This is a genomic window from Salinimicrobium sp. CAU 1759 (assembly GCF_054482715.1).
Window position 1 is genome coordinate 231,560 of sequence record NZ_JBTLRK010000001.1, and the last position, 19,868, is coordinate 251,427.

The 19,868-nt window shown below is 41.9% G+C and carries 19 protein-coding genes and 1 tRNA gene; 8 read left to right on the forward strand and 12 right to left on the reverse strand.

What is annotated here, in order from left to right; genetic code table 11:
• The first annotated feature begins 4 nt into the window (after positions 1-4).
• From asnS to ACXYMT_RS01045, 3 genes are all read left to right on the forward strand, one after another.
• Positions 5-1,447: an asparagine--tRNA ligase gene (gene asnS / locus ACXYMT_RS01035; RefSeq protein ID WP_459057237.1), complete on the forward strand. Its 1,443-nt coding sequence runs from the start codon at positions 5-7 to the stop codon at positions 1,445-1,447.
• A gap of 94 nt (positions 1,448-1,541) precedes the next feature.
• Positions 1,542-3,002 carry an RNA polymerase factor sigma-54 gene (gene rpoN / locus ACXYMT_RS01040; protein ID WP_459057238.1) on the forward strand — a complete coding sequence of 487 codons (1,461 nt, stop codon included), beginning with the start codon at positions 1,542-1,544 and terminating at the stop codon, positions 3,000-3,002.
• Entirely contained in the window at positions 3,002-3,607 is a 606-nt protein-coding gene (locus ACXYMT_RS01045) for a hypothetical protein (protein ID WP_459057239.1), read from the forward strand. Before rpoN ends, ACXYMT_RS01045 begins: the two co-directional genes overlap by 1 nt.
• Here the strand turns inward: ACXYMT_RS01045 and ACXYMT_RS01050 are convergent.
• From ACXYMT_RS01050 to ACXYMT_RS01090, 9 genes are all read right to left on the reverse strand, one after another.
• Positions 3,602-4,309, reverse strand: coding sequence for a porin family protein (locus tag ACXYMT_RS01050; protein ID WP_459057240.1), 708 nt, complete (start codon positions 4,307-4,309; stop codon positions 3,602-3,604). The genes ACXYMT_RS01045 and ACXYMT_RS01050 overlap by 6 nt on opposite strands.
• A 98-nt stretch (positions 4,310-4,407) precedes the next feature.
• On the reverse strand, positions 4,408-4,890 hold the full coding sequence (locus ACXYMT_RS01055) for an ExbD/TolR family protein (RefSeq protein WP_459057241.1): 483 nt from the start codon (positions 4,888-4,890) through the stop codon (positions 4,408-4,410).
• A gap of 19 nt (positions 4,891-4,909) precedes the next feature.
• On the reverse strand, positions 4,910-5,518 hold the full coding sequence (locus tag ACXYMT_RS01060) for an ExbD/TolR family protein (protein WP_459057242.1): 609 nt from the start codon (positions 5,516-5,518) through the stop codon (positions 4,910-4,912).
• Between the two features lie 7 nt (positions 5,519-5,525).
• The gene (locus tag ACXYMT_RS01065) at positions 5,526-5,963 is read right to left on the reverse strand and encodes a hypothetical protein (RefSeq protein ID WP_459057243.1); all 438 of its coding nucleotides are present in this window, start codon (positions 5,961-5,963) and stop codon (positions 5,526-5,528) included.
• 18 nt (positions 5,964-5,981) lie between these two features.
• Positions 5,982-6,776, reverse strand: a complete 795-nt coding sequence (locus tag ACXYMT_RS01070) for a MotA/TolQ/ExbB proton channel family protein (protein ID WP_324720459.1) — start codon at positions 6,774-6,776, stop codon at positions 5,982-5,984.
• A gap of 70 nt (positions 6,777-6,846) precedes the next feature.
• Positions 6,847-6,934: transfer RNA gene (locus tag ACXYMT_RS01075), tRNA-Ser, on the reverse strand.
• Positions 6,935-7,028: 94 nt separating this feature from the next.
• Positions 7,029-8,057, reverse strand: coding sequence for an asparaginase (locus tag ACXYMT_RS01080; RefSeq protein ID WP_459057244.1), 1,029 nt, complete (start codon positions 8,055-8,057; stop codon positions 7,029-7,031).
• Positions 8,041-9,183 (reverse strand): 1-acyl-sn-glycerol-3-phosphate acyltransferase, encoded by a 1,143-nt coding sequence (locus ACXYMT_RS01085; protein WP_459057245.1) that lies wholly within the window; start codon positions 9,181-9,183, stop codon positions 8,041-8,043. The genes ACXYMT_RS01080 and ACXYMT_RS01085 overlap by 17 nt, the downstream gene beginning before the upstream one ends.
• 52 nt (positions 9,184-9,235) lie before the next feature.
• A complete protein-coding gene (locus tag ACXYMT_RS01090; RefSeq protein ID WP_459057246.1) occupies positions 9,236-10,003 on the reverse strand; it encodes a TatD family hydrolase in 768 nt (255 codons plus the stop codon).
• Positions 10,004-10,055: 52 nt separating this feature from the next.
• Here ACXYMT_RS01090 and ACXYMT_RS01095 point away from each other — a divergent pair, with 52 nt between their 5' ends.
• Positions 10,056-10,493, forward strand: a complete 438-nt coding sequence (locus ACXYMT_RS01095) for a retropepsin-like aspartic protease (RefSeq protein WP_459057247.1) — start codon at positions 10,056-10,058, stop codon at positions 10,491-10,493.
• A 249-nt stretch (positions 10,494-10,742) separates the two neighbouring features.
• Here ACXYMT_RS01095 and odhB read toward each other — a convergent pair whose 3' ends face one another.
• Entirely contained in the window at positions 10,743-12,029 is a 1,287-nt protein-coding gene (odhB, locus tag ACXYMT_RS01100; RefSeq protein WP_459057248.1) for a 2-oxoglutarate dehydrogenase complex dihydrolipoyllysine-residue succinyltransferase, read from the reverse strand.
• 57 nt (positions 12,030-12,086) lie between these two features.
• Complete coding sequence (locus ACXYMT_RS01105) at positions 12,087-14,882, reverse strand: 2-oxoglutarate dehydrogenase E1 component (RefSeq protein WP_459057249.1); 2,796 nt, start codon at positions 14,880-14,882, stop codon at positions 12,087-12,089.
• A gap of 113 nt (positions 14,883-14,995) precedes the next feature.
• Between ACXYMT_RS01105 and ACXYMT_RS01110 the strand changes: the two genes are divergently transcribed.
• A complete protein-coding gene (locus ACXYMT_RS01110) occupies positions 14,996-15,532 on the forward strand; it encodes an alpha-ketoglutarate decarboxylase (protein ID WP_459057250.1) in 537 nt (178 codons plus the stop codon).
• On the opposite strand, the gene ACXYMT_RS01115 is transcribed toward ACXYMT_RS01110, so the two are convergent.
• Positions 15,529-16,503 carry a polyprenyl synthetase family protein gene (locus ACXYMT_RS01115; protein WP_459057251.1) on the reverse strand — a complete coding sequence of 325 codons (975 nt, stop codon included), beginning with the start codon at positions 16,501-16,503 and terminating at the stop codon, positions 15,529-15,531. The two genes, ACXYMT_RS01110 and ACXYMT_RS01115, sit on opposite strands and share 4 nt — an antisense overlap.
• Before the next feature lie 142 nt (positions 16,504-16,645).
• Here ACXYMT_RS01115 and ACXYMT_RS01120 point away from each other — a divergent pair, with 142 nt between their 5' ends.
• The 3 genes from ACXYMT_RS01120 to ACXYMT_RS01130 are packed head-to-tail and all read left to right on the forward strand — an operon-like array spanning position 16,646 to position 19,866.
• Positions 16,646-17,254, forward strand: a complete 609-nt coding sequence (locus ACXYMT_RS01120; RefSeq protein WP_459057252.1) for a TetR/AcrR family transcriptional regulator — start codon at positions 16,646-16,648, stop codon at positions 17,252-17,254.
• A complete protein-coding gene (locus ACXYMT_RS01125) occupies positions 17,251-18,678 on the forward strand; it encodes a TolC family protein (RefSeq protein ID WP_459057253.1) in 1,428 nt (475 codons plus the stop codon). The genes ACXYMT_RS01120 and ACXYMT_RS01125 overlap by 4 nt, the downstream gene beginning before the upstream one ends.
• Positions 18,679-18,699: 21 nt before the next feature.
• Entirely contained in the window at positions 18,700-19,866 is a 1,167-nt protein-coding gene (locus ACXYMT_RS01130) for an efflux RND transporter periplasmic adaptor subunit (RefSeq protein WP_459057254.1), read from the forward strand.
• Positions 19,867-19,868 lie beyond the last annotated feature (2 nt).

Consider the following 19,868-nt stretch of genomic DNA (forward strand, 5'->3'; position numbering starts at 1 on the left):
AAAGATGATCACAGGAAAAGTTGCAGAACTTTTAGAAAGCACTAAATATTTACAGGAAGTTGAAGTTAAAGGTTGGGTTCGCTCCTTTAGAAGCAACCGATTCATTGCTCTAAACGACGGCTCTACCATCAATAACCTGCAATGTGTTGTTGATTTTGAAAAACTAAATGAAAACACTCTTAAGCGCATCACTGTTGGTGCCGCCATAAAGGTGGTTGGGACTTTGGTTGAGAGCCAGGGAAGCGGACAGAAGGTAGAGATCCAGGTAAATACTGTTGAGATTCTTGGAGATGCAGATCCCGAAGAAGTGAAATACACCATTCTCTCTCCAAAAAGACACTCTTTAGAGAAGCTTAGGGAGCAGGCACACCTTCGGGTAAGGACAAATACCTTTGGGGCTGTAATGAGATTGCGCTCCAAACTTTCCTTTGCTATTCACAGCTATTTCCAGCAAAACAATTTCCATTATGTAAACACTCCCATAATTACGGGAAGTGATGCAGAAGGTGCGGGAGAAATGTTCAAAGTGACTTCCTTTGATCTTGACAATATTCCGCGAAAAGAAGACGGATCTGTTGACTATAAAGAAGATTTCTTTGGAAAGGAGACAAATCTTACTGTTTCAGGACAACTCGAAGGAGAGACCTATGCGCTTGGACTAGGACAGATCTATACCTTTGGACCCACTTTTAGGGCGGAGAATTCAAATACTTCTAGACACCTGGCGGAATTCTGGATGGTGGAGCCCGAAATGGCTTTCTGTGACCTCGCCGGAAACATGGACATTGCTGAAGAATTCATAAAATACGTGCTTAAATATGTATTGGATAATTGCAAAGATGATCTTGCCTTTCTTGAACAGCGCCTGGCAAATGAAGATAAGGTAAAGCCTGAAGCTGAAAGAAGCCCAATGAGCCTCACTGAAAAGCTGAAGTTCGTTATTGAGAATAACTTTAAAAGGGTAAGCTATACAGAAGCCATTGATATTCTCAAGAATTCAAAGCCCAACAAGAAAAAGAAATTCAACTACATCATTGAAGAATGGGGTGCCGATCTTCAAAGTGAGCACGAACGATACCTGGTAGAAAAACATTTCAAGTGTCCAGTAATCTTATTTGATTATCCGGCTAACATAAAAGCATTCTATATGCGTTTAAATGAAGACGGAAAGACAGTACGCGCCATGGATATCCTGTTTCCCGGTATTGGAGAGATCGTGGGTGGGTCACAACGGGAAGAACGTCTTGACGTGTTAAGAAATAAGATGCAGGCCCTGGATATTGATGAAAAAGAGCTATGGTGGTACCTGGACACCCGAAAATTCGGAACTTGCGTTCACAGCGGATTTGGTCTTGGTTTTGAGAGACTTGTACAATTTGCGACGGGAATGGGAAATATTAGAGACGTTATCCCTTACCCAAGAACTCCATTAAATGCCGAGTTCTAATCGCCCTCTCTCATCCTAAAGTACTCATAAACAATCTGCGTTCGTTTACGTTTGTAGATTGTTTTTTTTATTTTTATGAAAAGCCCGGAATTATATGCTAAAACAGCAGTTAAACCTTAAATTATCTCAAAAGCTTTCCCCTCAGCAAATTCAGTTGATGAAGCTTATCCAGCTCCCTACGCAGGCTTTTGAGCAGCGGCTTAAACAAGAGATGGAGGAGAACCCTGCGCTGGAAGGTGGAAAGGAAGACAAAGACGATTACGAAGAGGATTTCGAAAATCCTGATTATCAGGATGATGATCCCGGTAATGAGAGCATCGAAGCCGAAATTGATGTAGATGAGTACCTAAGCGATGACGAGATACCCAGTTATCGCTTACAAGCCAATAATTATAGTGCAGATGATGAGGACAAGCAGGTTCCCTATGCATCGGGAACTTCTTTTACCCAGTATTTGAAGACACAGCTCAGCACCCTTAGGCTGAATGAATCTCAAAAAGAAATAGCCGAATTTCTGGTAGGCAGCGTGGATGAAAGCGGATACATTAGAAGATCTGTTCAGGACATAGTAGATGATCTCGCTTTTACCCAAAATGTCTATACCGATGAAGAAACGGTGGAGAAAGTTTTGAAATATGTTCATGAACTGGATCCTGCCGGGGTTGGCGCAAGAAGCCTTCAGGAGTGTTTGCTCATACAGTTAAATCGAAAGGAGCAAACCAGACCTGTAAGTCTTGCTAAAGACATTATTGAAAAGTCTTTTGATCAGTTCAGCAAGAAACACTATCAAAAACTACTTTCGAAGCACGACATCTCGGAAGATGAACTAAGGAATGCCATTGATGTTATAGAACATCTCAACCCCAAACCGGGAGGCGCCTATGCCGGGAACACCCGTGCCGTAGAACACGTGATCCCCGATTTCACCATAAAGATAGTTGACGGAGAGCTGGAGTTGAGTCTCAATGGCCGGAATGCTCCTGAAATGCACGTGTCCAAAGATTACAGTGAAATGCTGAAGGGCTATAAAGAGTCCAAGGAAAAAAGCAAGGCACAAAAGGATGCGGTGATGTTCATTAAACAGAAACTAGACGCAGCTAAATGGTTTATTGAAGCCATCAAGCAGCGACAAACCACCTTGTTCGTAACTATGAGTGCGATCATGAACTATCAGCAGGAATATTTCCTCACAGGAGATGAAAGAAACCTGAAGCCTATGATCCTAAAGGACATTGCCGATGAAATTGATATGGATGTTTCTACTGTTTCAAGGGTGGCCAACAGTAAATATGTCGACACACCTTATGGCACAAAACTCATAAAGGATTTCTTCTCTGAGTCCATGAAGAATGACCAGGGTGAAGATGTCTCTACCAAGGAGATCAAGAAGATCCTTGAAATGACCATAGAAGAGGAAAACAAAAGGAAGCCTCTTACCGATGAGAAGCTGGCAAAGATGCTCAAAGAAAAAGGTTATCCCATTGCACGCCGCACGGTAGCAAAATATCGAGAACAACTGGACATTCCGGTGGCCCGCCTTCGAAAGGAAATTTAATGAAGCTCCTTCTAAAGTCCGCCTCCTTCCTGTTTCATCCCGTTTGGATGCCTTTTGCGGGCACTTTGATATATTTCCTGGTTACTCCAAGGTTCTTCCCTCTCGAGGTGGTTAAAGCCAAGTTATTGGCCGTGGCCATTATGACCATTTTCATTCCTGTTGTTTATGTCTACATGCTCAAAACACTGGGAAAGGTTAAGGATCATTACATGCAGGAATTGAAGGAGCGAAGATGGCCACTCCTTTTCTATGCGGGACTCGATTTCGTGGTACTGAAGTATGTTCTCAATAATTTCGATTATCCGGCGCTGTACTACTTCTTTGTTGGGATCATGCTTTCCGCATTACTGGCCCTATTCTTACTTTTAGCCAATATCAAGGCCAGTCTGCACATGATGGGTCTGGGTGGCCTCACTATTTTCCTGATCTTCTTAAGTTTGCATTTCAACCTCAATCTTATCTACACAGTAAGTTTTTTAATTGCAATCACCGGTCTTACTGCATCCTCCCGCCTTTATTATAATGCACATACAGGCAATGAACTCACGTTAGGTTTACTCATAGGGTTGCTTCCACAAATTGGAGTAGCGTTTTTTTGGCTATAACAGATAAAAGGTGAGCCCCACCTGAATTGTCTTTAGATCCAATTCTGTGTCATTGACCAGGGCATCTTTAAAGAAGGAATTAAGACTGTAGTAGAAGGAGAAATTAAAGGTGTTGTAGCCAAAGGTAAAAGTAGCACCAAGTCTTAAGCGTTCAAGTTCGGGAACATCAGATTCTTTGTAGGTATTCCCCGATTGCTCAAACCTGGACCTGAAATAGTAGATATATGCCGGTCTAATTCCCCCATAGATACGCCAGAATTTGTAGGTTTCGGGTGTTGAAGTACGCCATCGCAATTGTAAAGGAAGATCTATGGAATGCGTTGTAAAACGGTTCACATCAAAATCTATGCGATTTCTATCCAGCACCTCGAATCGTGTTGCTGATCCATCTGTTGTTTTACCTATATATAGATTTTGTCCATAAGTGTCGATTGACCAGCCAAGCCCTGCACCAAAAGCCACATTACGTCTTTCATTTAAGGGAAAATCCCTTATAAATCCTGTATGAAATCCTCCCGAAAACTGGGAACTCCTTATCCCTGCAGGCTCGCCTGATACTATATTATAAGTAAAGCTAAAATAAACCTGATCTTCCCGGTAAAGACTATCGATGACCTGGGGTATATTATTGACCTCCTGGGCTCTCATCAAAGGAGACAAAAGAAACAACAGACAAAAAAGCCATTTTGGAGACAGGTTCATTGAAAATTTTAGATAAAGTTAAGCTGAAGAAAAGGACCTACAAAAAAAAAACCCTTTCAATGATTTGAAAGGGGATTCTATAAAGATAATGAATTTGATTATTCAAAGTTCTGTGACGCTTCACCGGTACGGGTAGTGTAGTTGATCTTAAGAGCTTCAGCTTTTCTAAGCTCCATCTTAATATCAGATACCAGTCCCATATTGGTTTCATGGTCTACTTTAAGTGCTGTAGTGAGAAAAGGAACTAATTCCTCTCTCTTAGATTCTCTTTCGGAATAAATGAACTGCTGAATCTCACTCACCTCAGCGAAATTATCATTTAGCTGAATTCTGGCTTCGGTACCAAAACTCTGCTGAAATCTTGCACTCGGTTTTCCTGCGTAGATGTACATTACGAGATCCTTCTTATCCAATTTTTCTACCTGGTCTGCATAAGGAAGTACGTTTTGAATTTTTAAAGTATTCTCACGCATAACAGTAGCAACCATGAAGAAGAACAGTAGCATAAAAACGATATCTGGAAGGGCCGAGGTATTTATCGCGGGCAGTTCACTACTCTTTTTCTTATTGAATTTTGCCATAATTTACTTTTTTTCGCGATTAATTTTTAGGGTCGGCTTCAGAGAGCTTTTGAGGCCACATATCTCTAATTTCCTCAAGCTGTTCTTTTAACCTGTCCTTATTCCCTGTGTATGTAACGCTGTTGTAGTCTGCTTCCATTTGAGTGAATGACTTACCATAAAGCCTTTGTGCAGTACGGTCACGTAATTCATTGTAGGCTCCTACAAGTTCATTTTGGACAGCAATATAAGTTCCATACTCGGTTTGTCTGTCATTGACAAGCATGATAACTGCTTTAATGGGATTATCTGAGGAAGTTGGATCCCCTGCCCCCTGGCAGTAATCACAAGCTTCAGGTCCTACTCCACCTCCATTGTCCAAAAAGGCAATAGCAGCTTCTCTTAGGTCCTTTAGCTCCATTAGCTCGTCTTCTACAAGCAGATCATTGTTGCGGTTTACAATTACCTGGAAAATATTCTTTTCCTTGATAATTGGCGGTTCCACGTTTTCATCCTGCATTGGAGGCAACTTTCTGCTGATACCGCTATCTGTCTCAATAGTTGTGGTCACCAGGAAGAAGATCAAAAGCAAGAAGGCGATGTCGGCCAAAGAACCGGCATTAACTTCAGGTGTAGATCGTCTGGCCATAGCTAATTTATTTTATAAGTTTTCTGATTCCGGACACAACCATCAGCAAAATTGCAATTCCTGCCAGTAAGTAGAAGGTCACAAGACCTGCTCCTACCCAGTGGTTTGCACTTGCCGAAAGCATAGTTCCGTCACTAAGTTGGGTTTCAGTTCCATCGGTAAGCAGGTATGCAATTACCACTACCAGAATGAAGGCCCCAACAGCCATTAGTGTTCTCTTAATGTCTCCAGAAAAAAGTCCTTTAATAACATAGAACAAGACCAGAAGCACAATTATTGCAAACACTAAGTACGCCACATACAGAAATGGAGTTACCACACTTGCCTGTACATCGGCTGAGTTTTCTATAGCATCATCACCGGCCATTAGAACTCTTCCCCAAAGAATAAGTCCAATAACACCGATAACGAGCGCTATATATTTTAATATTTTATGTAAGGTCATAATTAAATCTTGGTATTGTTATACTCTTCTTTTGTTCTTGTAGTCTACAAGGATATCTATCAACGTGATAGAAGCATCTTCCATATCGTTTACGATACGGTCGATCTTAGCGATAATGTAGTTGTAGAAAATCTGAAGAATAATAGCCACGATCAAACCAAATACAGTTGTAAGAAGTGCGATCTTAATACCACCCGCAACAAGTGAAGGTTGCATATCTCCAGCAGCTTCAATTCTATCAAAGGCTTCGATCATACCAATTACCGTACCCATGAACCCAAGCATAGGAGCAAGAGCGATAAATAAAGATACCCATGATACGTTTTTCTCTAAAAGTCCCATTTGAACACCACCATAAGCTACAACCGCTTTTTCAGCAGCTTCTGTACCTTCATCGGCACGATCAAGCCCCTGGTAATAAATAGAAGCAACAGGTCCTTTTGTATTACGACAAACATCTTTAGCAGCCTCAATACCACCGGTATTTAGAGCGTCCTCAACATCCTGCGCTAATTTTTTCGTATTGGTAGTAGCAAGGTTAAGGTAAATGATTCTTTCAATCGCGATCGCCAAACCAAGGATCAAACAAAGAAGTACGATTCCCATGAATCCAGGACCACCCTCGATAAAGCGCCTTTTAAGCTCCTGGTGAAATCCAACATCTTCGGTCTCTTCAGCTACAGCCTGATCTTCATCCTGAACAAAGTTCACCATGGTAGCCGGCAGGGCATTCACGTTATTTGTCGCATTCACATCTACGGCTCCGAACACCATAATTGTAGCGATCACCAAAATTGAAAATAATCTTTTCATTACTTTTTCTCTTAATTTAATTAGTTAACGGGTTAAAGATATAAATATTTATTCAAATAAAAATAACTAGCAGAGAGGAAGGGATTCGAACCCTCGATACCCTTGTGGGGTATACACACTTTCCAGGCGTGCGCCTTCGACCACTCGGCCACCTCTCTAAATACCTGCTTAAATGTGCTTGTTAAGATATTTCTAAACAGTTCGCCAAATAACGAAAAAAAACAGAAGCTGGTCAAGTAACAGCCCTATTTTTTACGACATTTCCCCGCGTAGTGAAGTTTCGAAAATTGTCTTAAAAACTTTTGGGCTAAGTTCCTTTGCCAAAAGGTACATCATTTTGGCCACAGCTGCCTCTGTTGTAATGTCTTTGCCCGATACTATCCCTATTTTCTTAAGCTGCGTACTGGTTTCATATTGTCCCATTGATACACTTCCCCCAATGCACTGGGTGACGTTCACGATCACCACTCCTCTTAAGATTGCACTCCTTAATAGTTCAACAAACCAATCTTCGGTAGGAGCATTCCCGCTACCATAGGTCTCCAAAATGACACCTTTAAGCCCTTCTTTTTCCAAAATATGCTCCAGCAGGCTCCTGTTTATTCCGGGAAAGATCTTAATGAGCACTATTTCATCCTCCAGACCTTTATGAAGTTTCATCTTTCGCCTGTGGTTTGGCTGCCACAAAGCGCTGTCATTTACCGCCAAATGAACACCTGAATTTACAAGAGGCGGATAATTCGGGGAGGCAAAAGCCTGAAAGTGTTCAGCGTTTATCTTTGAAGTCCTGTTGCCGCGATAAAGCTTGTATTCAAAATAAAGACACACCTCTGTAATAACAGGTTTTCCATTTTTTTGCAGGCCAGCAATTTGTATACTGGTGATAAGATTTTCCTTTGCATCTGTCCTAAGATCTCCAATTGGCAACTGAGAGCCGGTAAAGATCACAGGCTTGGAAAGATTCTCAAACATGAAACTAAGAGCCGAAGCACTATAGGACATGGTATCACTTCCATGCAAAACCACGAAGCCGTCATAGCTCTCATATTTTTCTTCAATGATCTCGGCGATCTGCAACCAAAAGGCCGGCTTCATATTAGATGAATCAATTGGCCGCTCAAAACTAACAGTATCTATGTGATGTTCCAGGAGTTTTAACTCAGGAATATTTTGCAACAGCTCATCGAAATTAAAAGCTTTTAGGGCTCCCGTTTCGAAGTCCTTTACCATACCAATGGTTCCCCCGGTGTAGATAAGGAGAATATTAGCGCTGGTTTTCATGAAGGTTTTTCTGGTTGATTACGGGGTTTGCATACATTAGAAGGTAGCTGTTCACTTCAAGTGCATTTTTAAAATTCACCCTTCTTGTAAGTCTTCTTTCAAACTGTCTCTTTTGCTTAGAGTCGTATTTTTCCTGGAACATGCTGCTGTTGTTCAGCAGATCAAAAGCTATGTAGTTTGCAGGCCACAGCTTGTAATTCTTATGGATACGCTTATCAATACCTGCAGTTATTCTTTGAAGCTGTTCGTTCACAGAGCCGGCTTTACTTTCTATCTGTTGGAGCACCTCTGTTGTAATGGGTTTCCCTGCAGCAATGTGTATCCTTCCTTTATTACCCAGAGCTCCTTTGAGAATAGATTTAAAATCTTCGTTAGCCGACTTAATATAGATCTGCTCCATTCTTTTTGCCAGAATTTCAGGCAGCTTCAGAACATCTGTCGGATCAAATTCGTAGGAGATAGCGACCGGGACTATTTTCAGCTTCCCAAAGTATTCAGCCAAAGATTCCTCCGCCTTTGCCATGGCAAGCATTTTTAGCACCCCCTGCTGTGTATGATCATTTCCATCTTTAGTTCTCCCTTCTCTTTGGGCCATCCATACAGAACGTTTTTCTTCCAGAAGAAGTTTTTTAATGTATTCTGAAAGTTTTTGTGAGCTCTTCAGCATTTCACGGGGACCAAGCCCCCGTTTAACTAAGAAATTGCGGTTAAGTTTTGAAAGAGCCAGCAAAAATGGCTTTTGCACAAGATTATCACCTATGGCCGAAGCTGTCATTTTAAGGTCGGCTTCATAAAGAACACAATTCAGAAGGGACGTATCCAGAACTATATCCCGGTGATTTGAAATGTAGAGGTAAGATTCATCCTTACTAAGCGCATCAAAGCCCGAATAACTTAAGCCTTCCGAGCTTTTACTCAATACTTTCTGAACCGTGTGATAGATGATCTGGGTTTGAAAATCCCTTATAGAATTACAACCAAGGACTTTCTCCTCAATTTTATCAAAAGTGACATTTGGAAAGGTAAATTGCAAAAGTCCTTTTATCATAGGATGCTTCACATAATTCTTTAGAGCCTCCTGCACTTCTGCATCATCATAGAACCGAATATCGTCGTAATTTGTCACTTATTATTAGTTAGAGTTAGCAAAAAAACAAAATTATAAGCAGATGCTCTGTTCAAATCCCAAAAATCTCTCTGGAGTTGCGGGTTGTAACTTCAGCTACTTCCTGCGGGGAAAGTTGGTAAATCTCTGCAACCTTTTCAAGCACTTCTACAAGATACGAACTTTCATTTCGTTTCCCCCTATAGGGCACCGGTGCCAGGTAAGGAGCGTCTGTTTCCAGGACGATCTCACTAAGCGGGATCTTATTTAAAAACTGGTCGATCTTGCCATTTTTGAAGGTCACTACTCCCCCAATCCCCAGCTTCATATTATAGGAAATCGCTTTTTGAGCCTGTTCGTATGTGCCGGTAAAGCAATGAAATATTCCGAAGAGATCTTCTCCCTTCTCCCGTTCAAGCACTTCAAAAACTTCATCAAAAGCATCCCTGCAGTGGATCACGATTGGTAGCTGATGCTTTTTTGCCAGCTGAATTTGATACCGAAATGATCGCTGCTGAATTTCCAGAGTGGATTTATCCCAGTAAAGATCCACTCCTGTCTCGCCTACAGCATAGAACTTCCTTTCCTCCAGCTGTCTTTCCACCAGCTCCAGTTCTTCCTTGTAATTCTCCTTCACGTGAGTTGGGTGAAGACCCGCCATAAGAAAAATGTGCTCCGGAAACTCCTTTTCCAAAGCATACATGGCTTCCACATATTCTGAATCTATTGCCGGAATAAAAAACCGGGTAATATTGGCATCTATAGCTCTTTTGATCATCTCGCTGCGATCTTCATCAAAAGATTCGCTATAGAGGTGAGTGTGAGTATCTGTAATTGTCATAAATGCAAAAATAATTTATTTTATACAGCTATCTTTGGCAAAAAAGAAAAGAATGGCATCTCTCAAGAAGTTACTTAAAGAAAAAGGATATAAGAGAATTCCCCTCACCTATACCGCCACCCAGCACCTGGAACTAAAGGCAAAAATTAATAAGATCGAAGGCAATTTTATTTTAGATACCGGTGCATCCAGCACCTGCGTAGGTCTTGAAGCCGTTTCCCATTTCGAACTTTTGGCAGAGGACAGCGATGTAAAGGCCGCTGGGGCGGGAGCTACAAATATGATGACCCAAATCGCTCAAAAAAACGCGATAGAGATAAAAGGCTGGAAAAAGAAAAAAGTGGATCTGGTCCTTTTCGATCTAAGGCATGTGAATGACGCGCTGGTGAAACACAAAGCTGAAAAGGTACAGGGAATAATAGGTGCAGATATCTTAAAAAAAGGAAAAGCTATTATCGATTACAAATCGATGAGTCTGTTTCTCAAATAATTTTTAAAAAATGGGGGTTTTACCCCATTTCGCAGCGGCAGTTGTTGGTTTATCTTCAGGGTAACCAAAAAATCTACCGCTATGAATTTTCTAAACCTTAAGCACCTGCCGTTGTTTCCGGCGTTATTGGCGCTGTTAATTGTTTTTGTTCTAGTACTTAATATCCACACCTTTATTTCGTACTAGAACAAAAAAAGAAAGGCAATGATCTCGGGATCATTGCCTTTCTTTTTTATCATTTTTAGAACCCTATAATTCCAGAGCTCTTTTAACATCATTATCCATAAGAAGCTCCTCGGGATTTTCAAGGGCTTCTTTGACCGCCACAAGGAAACCGACAGATTCTTTTCCGTCAATGATCCTGTGATCATAGGATAGTGCGACATACATAATTGGTCGTATCTCCACATGACCGTCAATGGCAACAGGCCTGTCTACTATGTTGTGCATTCCAAGGATACCGCTTTGAGGAGGATTGATGATTGGAGTCGACAGCATAGATCCAAATACTCCACCATTGGTGATAGTAAATGTCCCCCCTGTCATCTCATCCACCGTGATCTGTCCGTCACGCACCTTGATCGCAAGGTTCTTAATCTCGGCCTCTACTCCGCGGAAGCTCATATTCTCCACATTCCTAAGTACCGGAACCATGAGACCTTTAGGACCTGAGACCGCAATACTTATGTCTTTATAATCATACTTCACCTGGTAATCCCCGTCGATCATAGAATTCACTCCGGGATATAGATCCAGTGCTCTCACCACAGCAAGTGTAAAGAAAGACATAAATCCAAGGCTTACTCCATGCTTATCTTTAAATTCATCCTTGTATTGCTTGCGCAGGGAGAAAATAGCCGACATGTCCACTTCGTTAAAAGTAGTAAGCATGGCAGTTTGATTCTTTACATCTACCAAACGCTCTGCAACCCTACGGCGAAGCATGGACATCTTTTTGCGCTCTTCTCCTCTTTTTCCCTGTCCCGGTGTTCCCATGGACGGGTTTGCTTTTACAGCATCTTCTTTTGTTATCCTGCCGTCACGACCTGTACCTTGTACAGATTTTGCATCCATTCCTTTTTCATCAAGGATTTTTTTAGCTGCAGGAGAAGGACTTCCTGTGGCATAGGTATCCTGCTTTTGTGAAGGTGTGCTTGGCTTCGAAGGAGTTTCTGTTTTGGCTTCAGCTTTCCTGTTATCCTTATTAGAAGACTCAAGCTGTTCTTCTTGAGCCGAAGTAGCTTCTTTTTCTTCCTTTGCAACTTCTTTTGAATCTCCTTCTCCACCTCCCGGCTTTGGAGCATCTGTATCAATTAAACAAACCACCTGTCCTACAGCAACGGCATCTCCCTCTTCTGCTTTTAAGGTGATAATACCGCTTGCTTCTGCCGGAAGTTCAAGTGTTGCCTTATCACTGTCAACTTCGGCAATAGCCTGATCTTTCTCAACATAATCACCGTCTGCAACCAACCACTGTGCAATTTCAACCTCGGTAATCGATTCTCCCGGAGAAGGGACTTTCATTTCTAAAGCCATGATTTCTTCTTTTTATTTTTTAGCGCCGGAATTACTGCCGGCAATTTTTCAAATTTATTAAACAGTAACTTCTGCGTTCTTATCAAAAACAGATTCTATAACCTTTTCATGCCGCTTCTTGAACCTCACAGAACTTCCTGCAGCCGGCGATCCATAAAATCTCCTGCTACAAACCCTGAAGGATTTGGATTCTTCAAGATGTAATAACAGGTGACTGTAAGCACCCATATTCCTGGGTTCTTCCTGCGCCCACACCACATCATCGGCATTCTTGTATTTTGCAATAGCCTCTTTGATCTGTTCTGCCGGTAAAGGGAACAACTGCTCGATCCTCACCAGGGCCACGTCATCACGCCCTAATTCCTCCCTGCGTTCAAGCAGATCATAGTAAAATTTCCCGGTACAGAATACCAGAGATTTCACCTTATCAGCTTTAGCCTCAGTGTCATCAATAAGTGGCTGGAATGTACCATTTGCAAATTCTTCTTTTGTAGACACCACTTTTGGATGTCTCAACAAACTCTTTGGAGTAAAGATGATCAAAGGCTTTCTATAATTCACCTTCATTTGTCTTCTCAACAGGTGAAACATATTTGCCGGAGTGGTAACATCGGCAACGAACATATTATCTTTAGCACATAGTTGCAGATATCTTTCCATTCTTCCGGAAGAGTGTTCTGCGCCCTGTCCTTCATATCCATGTGGCAGGAACATTACCAAACCATTCTGAAGCTTCCATTTGTCTTCGGCTGCAGAGATGTACTGGTCGATCATGATCTGTGCTCCATTGCTGAAGTCTCCAAACTGTGCCTCCCAAATGGTAAGGCAGTTAGGACTGGCCATCGCATATCCATAGTCAAACCCTACAACTGCATATTCAGACAAGAGAGAGTTATAGATATTCAGGTCGCAGGATGATCCTTCTTTTGCGTCACAGGAAGTTCCTTCCATTTGATTGAGAAGGATAATTTCTTCTTCGCTGTCCTCGACTTTCACAACGGCGTGTCGGTGAGAAAAAGTTCCTCTTTCCACATCCTGTCCGCTCATTCTCACATAATAACCCTCCTTAATAAGAGTACCGTAGGCAAGTAATTCGGCCATACTCCAGTCCAGGCTATTATTCTCAAAGAACATGGTTTGCCGAAGATCCACCAGTTTCTTAATTTTTCTCAGGAACTTTTTATCTTCAGGAAGTTTAGAAACAGCATGAGCTACTTCGGTAAGGATCTCCATATCAATTGTAGTATCCACCTCTTCCATCATTCCGGATTCATCTACATGTTCAAATCCTTCCCATTCATCCTGCATAAAAGGCGTTACCCTTGTCTTTTCCTCTTTTCTTGAATCTTCAAGATTCTCTTCCAATTTAGCTTTATAGTCTTCCTCAAGCTTCTGGACATAGGCATCATCAATGATTCCCTGTGCCTTTAGCTTTTCTGAATAAATATCCCGCGGATTCTTATGGCTGGCAATTGCTTTATATAACTTAGGCTGAGTGAATCTTGGCTCATCTCCCTCGTTATGACCGTACTTACGGTATCCTAAAAGGTCAATAAACACATCCCTTCCAAAAGTCATCCTCCAATCAAGAGCAAACAACACCGCATGCACCACTGCTTCGGCATCATCTGCATTTACGTGAAGCACAGGTGAAAGTGTCACTTTTGCCACATCTGTACAATAGGTTGAAGAACGGCCATCAAGATAGTTGGTGGTAAAACCAACCTGGTTATTCACTACTATATGAATGGTTCCCCCGGTGGTATATCCTTCCAGTTGAGCCATCTGCACGATCTCATAAACTATTCCCTGACCAGAAATTGCTGCATCCCCATGTACTATAATGGGCAGGACAGAATCATTCTTGTCTCCGTAATGACGATCCTGCTTTCCTCTTGTGATCCCCTGTACTACAGCACCAACAGTTTCCAGGTGGGAAGGGTTGGGAGCTATATTGATGTTGATCTCTTTTCCGCTGTCGGTTTTACGGCAGGAGGTCCATCCAAGGTGGTATTTCACATCCCCATCGAAAATATCCTGCTCATAATCTTTCCCATCAAATTCGGTAAAAATATCTTTTGCACTTTTTCCGAAGATATTGGTGAGGGTACTAAGGCGACCACGGTGAGCCATTCCCATGACGAAATCCTTCACCCCAAGATCGGCTGCCCTTTCAATGATCGCATCAAGGGCCGGGATAAGACTTTCTCCTCCTTCAAGGGAAAATCGCTTTTGCCCCACGTATTTAGTATGAAGGAAATTCTCAAAAGAGACTGCTTCACTTAACTTCCTTAGAATGTGCTTTTTTTGCGCGGCATCAAAAGAAGGTTGATTCTCATTGATGTTGAGCTTATCCTGGATCCATTTTACCTGCTCAGGATTCCGAATATACATGTACTCAATACCTATAGAATCACAATACACCTTCTCAAGGTGTTTGATGATCTGCTTTAAAGTGGAAGGTCCAATGCCCAGTATCTCACCTGCGTTAAAAACCGTATCCAGGTCATTCTCGTCAAGATCGAAATTCTGGATCTCCAGGGTAGGACGATATTTTCTTCGCTCCCGCACAGGATTGGTCCTTGTAAAAAGGTGCCCCCTGGTACGATATCCATCGATCAACTTCACCACCCGAAACTCCTTCAATACTGAATCTGAGATCTCTACCGGCTCACCACTTTGAGGATGTTCCACAACAGTTTGCCCATTTTGAGAAGACTCCAGGCCAAAATCGAAGCCTTGAAAAAAGGCTCTCCAGCTGGGTTCTACACTGTCGGGGTATTGCAAATATTGATCATATAGTTCAGCGAAATAGGCTGTATGTGCGGCATTTAAAAATGAAAATTTGTCCATAAGTTGAAACTACCTGTTTCTTTTTTGTAAAACGCTACAAAAGTACAATTTTTAAAAAAGAAGCGCGGGAGCATTTAATATATTTACCTTATACTTCGAAAACTTTTAACATCATGAACCTATTTCTTAGCAGTACAAAAAAGCTTTTGCTATTTGCAGTGTTATTATATTCTTCTCATTATTATGCAGTTGCACAGAACACTGAGGTGCCAAAAAGGGCATTTTGGGAGGATGTTAGGTTTGGCGGAAGCCTTGGCCTGAACTTTACCAACGGATACTTCAGTGGATTCGTAGCCCCTAAAGCTATCTATGATTTTAATAAATATACTTCCGCAGGGGTAGGACTTGCCGGCTCCTACAACAATACTTCCCGCTACTCTTCCTATACCGCCGGAGGAAGTGTAATAGGATTACTGCGCCCCTTTAATCCGCTTCAGCTTTCAGCAGAATTTGAAGAGCATTATGTTTCAAGAGATTTTAAACTGGATGGTGCAAATATCTCCGATCACTACTGGTATCCCGCACTTTTTCTCGGGCTTGGCTATAACACAGGGCCCGTGACGGTAGGAGTGAGATACGATGTATTATACGACAGCGAAAAAAGCATCTATGCCAATGCTTTCATGCCTTTTGTAAGTGTCTATTTCTAAACCTGTCGGTTCATTAATCCTTTACCAAACTTAAATAGCAATTCCTTTTTCTCCTCGCTTATATGAAGATCCCCGAGAACAGCAAAAGCTTTTTGGGTGTACTTTTCGATCTCCAGTCGCGTAAGTTCGGCTGCGCCACTACTCTCAAAAAGGCCTTTTACCGTCTCCACCTTAGCAGTTGGATCTGGTGGATTGATCGAATATAAATGCTCTAGCTGAACCGCTTCCCTGGAAGCCGTTTTTTGTAAAGAAGTAAGATAAAGGAAGGTCTTCTTATTCTCAATAATATCTCCACCCACCTGTTTTCCAAAGGAATCGGGATCTCCAAAAGCATCGAGATAATCATCCTGCAATTGGAAGGCAATACCCAGCAGCCTTCCAAATTCGTAGATCCTGTTACCATCCTCTTCGGAGGCGTTTGCCACTATAGCTCCCATTTTTAAGGAAGCACCAACAAGAACAGCGGTCTTATATTCTATCATTTTAAGATACTCATCAATGCTCACCTTTTCCCGCACCTCAAAATCTATGTCGTACTGTTGACCTTCACATACTTCAATAGCCGTCTTTGAAAAAAGTTTAGCTAGTTGCCTGAAGGTTTCTCCCGAATAGTTTTCGAAGAGTTGATATGCCTTAATAAGCATGGCGTCACCGGAGAGGATACCGGTATTAATATCCCAACGCTCGTGTACGGTCTCCTTCCCTCTGCGCAAAGGCGCATCGTCCATTATATCATCATGCACTAAAGAAAAATTATGGAAGACCTCAATGGCCAGTGCAGCATCAAGGGCTTTTTTATAATCACTCCCAAAGATCTCTGCTGCCATTAGAACCAGGACAGGACGAACCCTTTTTCCTCCCAGGCCAAGTATATAAACCATAGGATCATATAAATTGGAAGGTTCCTGCTTCACAATTTTCCGGGAGAGGTATTCCTCAAATTCTTCGCGATAGCGGTCTAGTGGGAGCATATTTGAATTTTCCGCTAAAATACCAAAACATATAGAAAATAAGGCTTTTTTAAGGCTTCAGAAATTCTACACAAAAAAACTATGGAAACTTTTACTGTGTTTAAAGTTTCCATTCGTATCTTTGCCCCTCAAAGTAAATAATGTGAAAGAACAAATTTTAGCCAAGGCCGCCGATATGTTTCTCACCCTGGGAGTAAAAAGCGTTACTATGGACGAGATCGCGGCAGAAATGGGGATTTCAAAAAAAACTATTTATGCCCATTTTCCTACCAAGACAAAACTGATAGAAGCAACTGCTCTGTTTGTTTTTGATCAAATTTCCACAGGAATTCAGGAAATAAGAGAGGAAAAGAAGGATGCAATAGAGGAGCTTTTTGAGATCAAAGATTTTGCCTGTCAAAATCTAAAAAACGAAAAGTCCTCTCCCCAGTATCAACTTCAAAAGTATTATCCTAAGATATACTTTAGCATAAGGGAGAAGCAGAAAAAAGTACTGGAAGAGCTTACCAGGCAAAATCTTAAAAAAGGTATTGATAAAGGAGTTTATCGCAGCGATCTTCCGGTGGAATTCATTAGCCGAATCTACTTTATCGGGATCCTTGGGATAAAAGATGACGATCATTTTCCTGAACCCGAATTCTCTACAAACCAGCTGACAGAAATGCACCTAGAATATCATTTACGGGCCATAGTCTCTCCTAAAGGCCTTAAAAAACTTGAGTCTCTTTTAAACAAAAGCAGCATAAAATGAAACAATTAGTCCTTTTATTAAGCGGTTTATTCTGCATTAATGCTTTTGCCCAGGAACCTGTACCTCAACCTCTCGCACTTTCTCTGGAAGAGGCTGTGGCTTTGGGACTTGAGAACAATTATTCTTCCATTAAGTCTGAAAAAGAAGTAGAAAAAGCATTGGCTCAGAAATGGGAAATCATCTCACAGGGTCTCCCGCAGATCAACGGAAATATAGATTACCAGAATTTCCTGAAACAGCCTGTAACCCTTTTACCGGCAGCGGCTTTTGATAACACCCAGGCAACAATAGATGTCGTCGAAGATTACTTCGATGTTCAAAGAAATGATCAACCTGTTAACGCTCCCGAGGGATTTATTCCTGTACGATTTGGAACCAAGCAAAACGTTACTGCAACGGCAACCTGGTCCCAGCTTATTTTCGACGGCTCTTATATAGTAGGAGTACAATCGGCCAGGACTCTGTTACAGATCTCCAAAAATGCCAAAACCAAGACCGATCTTGAAGTTCGAAAGGCTGTGATCAATGCTTACGGTAACATACTTATGGCGCGTGAAACGGTAAAAATCCTGCAGAACAACCTGGATAACATCAGTAAAAATCTCAGTGATACTCAGAAGATCTACGAGAACGGGCTGGCAGAAGAAGAGGATGTTGAGCAACTAAAGATCACCCGTCTTAGCCTACAGAACAACCTCAACCGCAGCCAGAGAATGCTGAACATTTCCTACCAGTTGCTCAACATGGCGCTGGGAATTCCGGTAAATCAGGAAGTCGTTCCAACAGATGATCTCAACACCCTTGCCCTGCAATTCTATGATGAGCAATTGCTCGAGGAGAATATTCCTGTAGAGGAGAACATTGATGTGCGTATTGCTCAAAACTCAGCCGAGGCTGCAAGGATCTTTGTTAGGCTGGAAAAGGCCAAAGCCTTACCTCGACTTACCGGGTTCTTAAATTATGGAACCTCAGGCTTTAGCGACTCCTTTACCTTCTTAAATGATGACCAGGAATATTTCAATCAATCAATCCTGGGAGTAAGCCTTAATATTCCCATTTTTAGCAGTGGGATGAGAGCATCCCGCACCAAACAGAAACAACTGGAATATGAGCAGGCAATGCTTGATCTCGAAGAAACGACCAATCGTGTTTCCCTCGCCATAGACGCCGCCAAAGCCGACTACAGGTTTAGCCTTGAAAATTTTGAGACTCAGCAGGAAAGTCTTGCCCTTGCTAAAAGAATTGAGAACAAGAACCAGATCAAATTCTTTGAAGGATTGGCCAGCAGCTTTGAATTGAGTGAGGCACAGCGACAACTTTATACTGCTCAACAAAATCTATTGGAAGCAATGCTGGAAGTGATCAACGCCAAAGTAGAGCTGGAGAATGTGCTGAGCACAAGAACTTATTCTGAAGAAGACTAATTAAACTAATAACAGTCAAAAATGAAAAAATTAAGCTTATTAATATTGGGACTCTTACTAATGGTTTCCTGTGGAAAAGGAGAGTCTGTGGAAAAGGTGATTGAAAGTGGAGACCTTTCCGAAATAAGAGCAAAAAAAGCTGAACTCAGTTCCCTCCAAAGTGAACTATCTGCCGAAATAGCAAAATTGGATGCGGCCATTGCAAAGATGGATGTCAATTCTAACTTTACACTGGTAGAAGTAGAGCCTGTTTCAGATTCCCTGTTTAAGCACTACGTCGAAATACCAGGGGACGTTGAAACGGACCAGAACATTACTATTTATCCAGAATTCTCAGGAGTACTTGTTGATGTAAAAGTTGACGAGGGAGACAGGGTCCAAAAAGGGCAAATTCTTGCCAGGATCGATGACGGCGGCTTATCAAGTCAGCTGGCACAAATGGAAACTCAGGCTGCACTTGCGAAGACTACTTTCGAAAGACAACAAAGGCTTTGGGAACAGAAAATTGGTAGTGAGATCCAGTACCTCGAAGCAAAGGCCAATTATGAAGCGATCCTGAATTCTGTAAACCAAATGAGATCACAGCTGGCAAAGACTGTGGTAAGAGCACCTTTTAGCGGGATCATAGACGAAGCCTTTTCTGAAGAAGGCGAAGTTGTTGCTCCCGGCCAAAGCAAATTATTCAGGTTGATCAATTTAAAGGACATGTACATTTCTGCCGCAGTGCCGGAATCTTACCTCAACAAGATCAAGAAAGGCACAGAGGTGATGGTAGAAATTGGTGCTACGGGGACTTCCTTTATAAGTGAGGTTAGACAGGTTGGAAATTTCATCAATCCTAACAACCGCACTTTTGAGATACAGGTGGCTGTTCCGCAGGAAGCAGAGAATGTAAAGCCAAACCTTATTGCTACCGTGAAGCTTAATGATTACACTTCAGAAGGAGCTATTATTATTCCGGAGAACGTGGTGCAGACAAACGCCACAGGAGAGAAAGTCGCATATGTTCTTGAAAAGGAATCAGATTCTACGGGAGTTGCCAGAAAAAGAGTCCTGGAAACGGGATTATCCTATGAGGATTCTGTAGAAGTTCTTTCCGGTCTGGAAACAGGAGATCTGCTTATCATAAGTGGAGTACGCGGCATTCGCGAAGGCGAAAAGGTAAAAATTGCTAACAGCACTTTATAAAC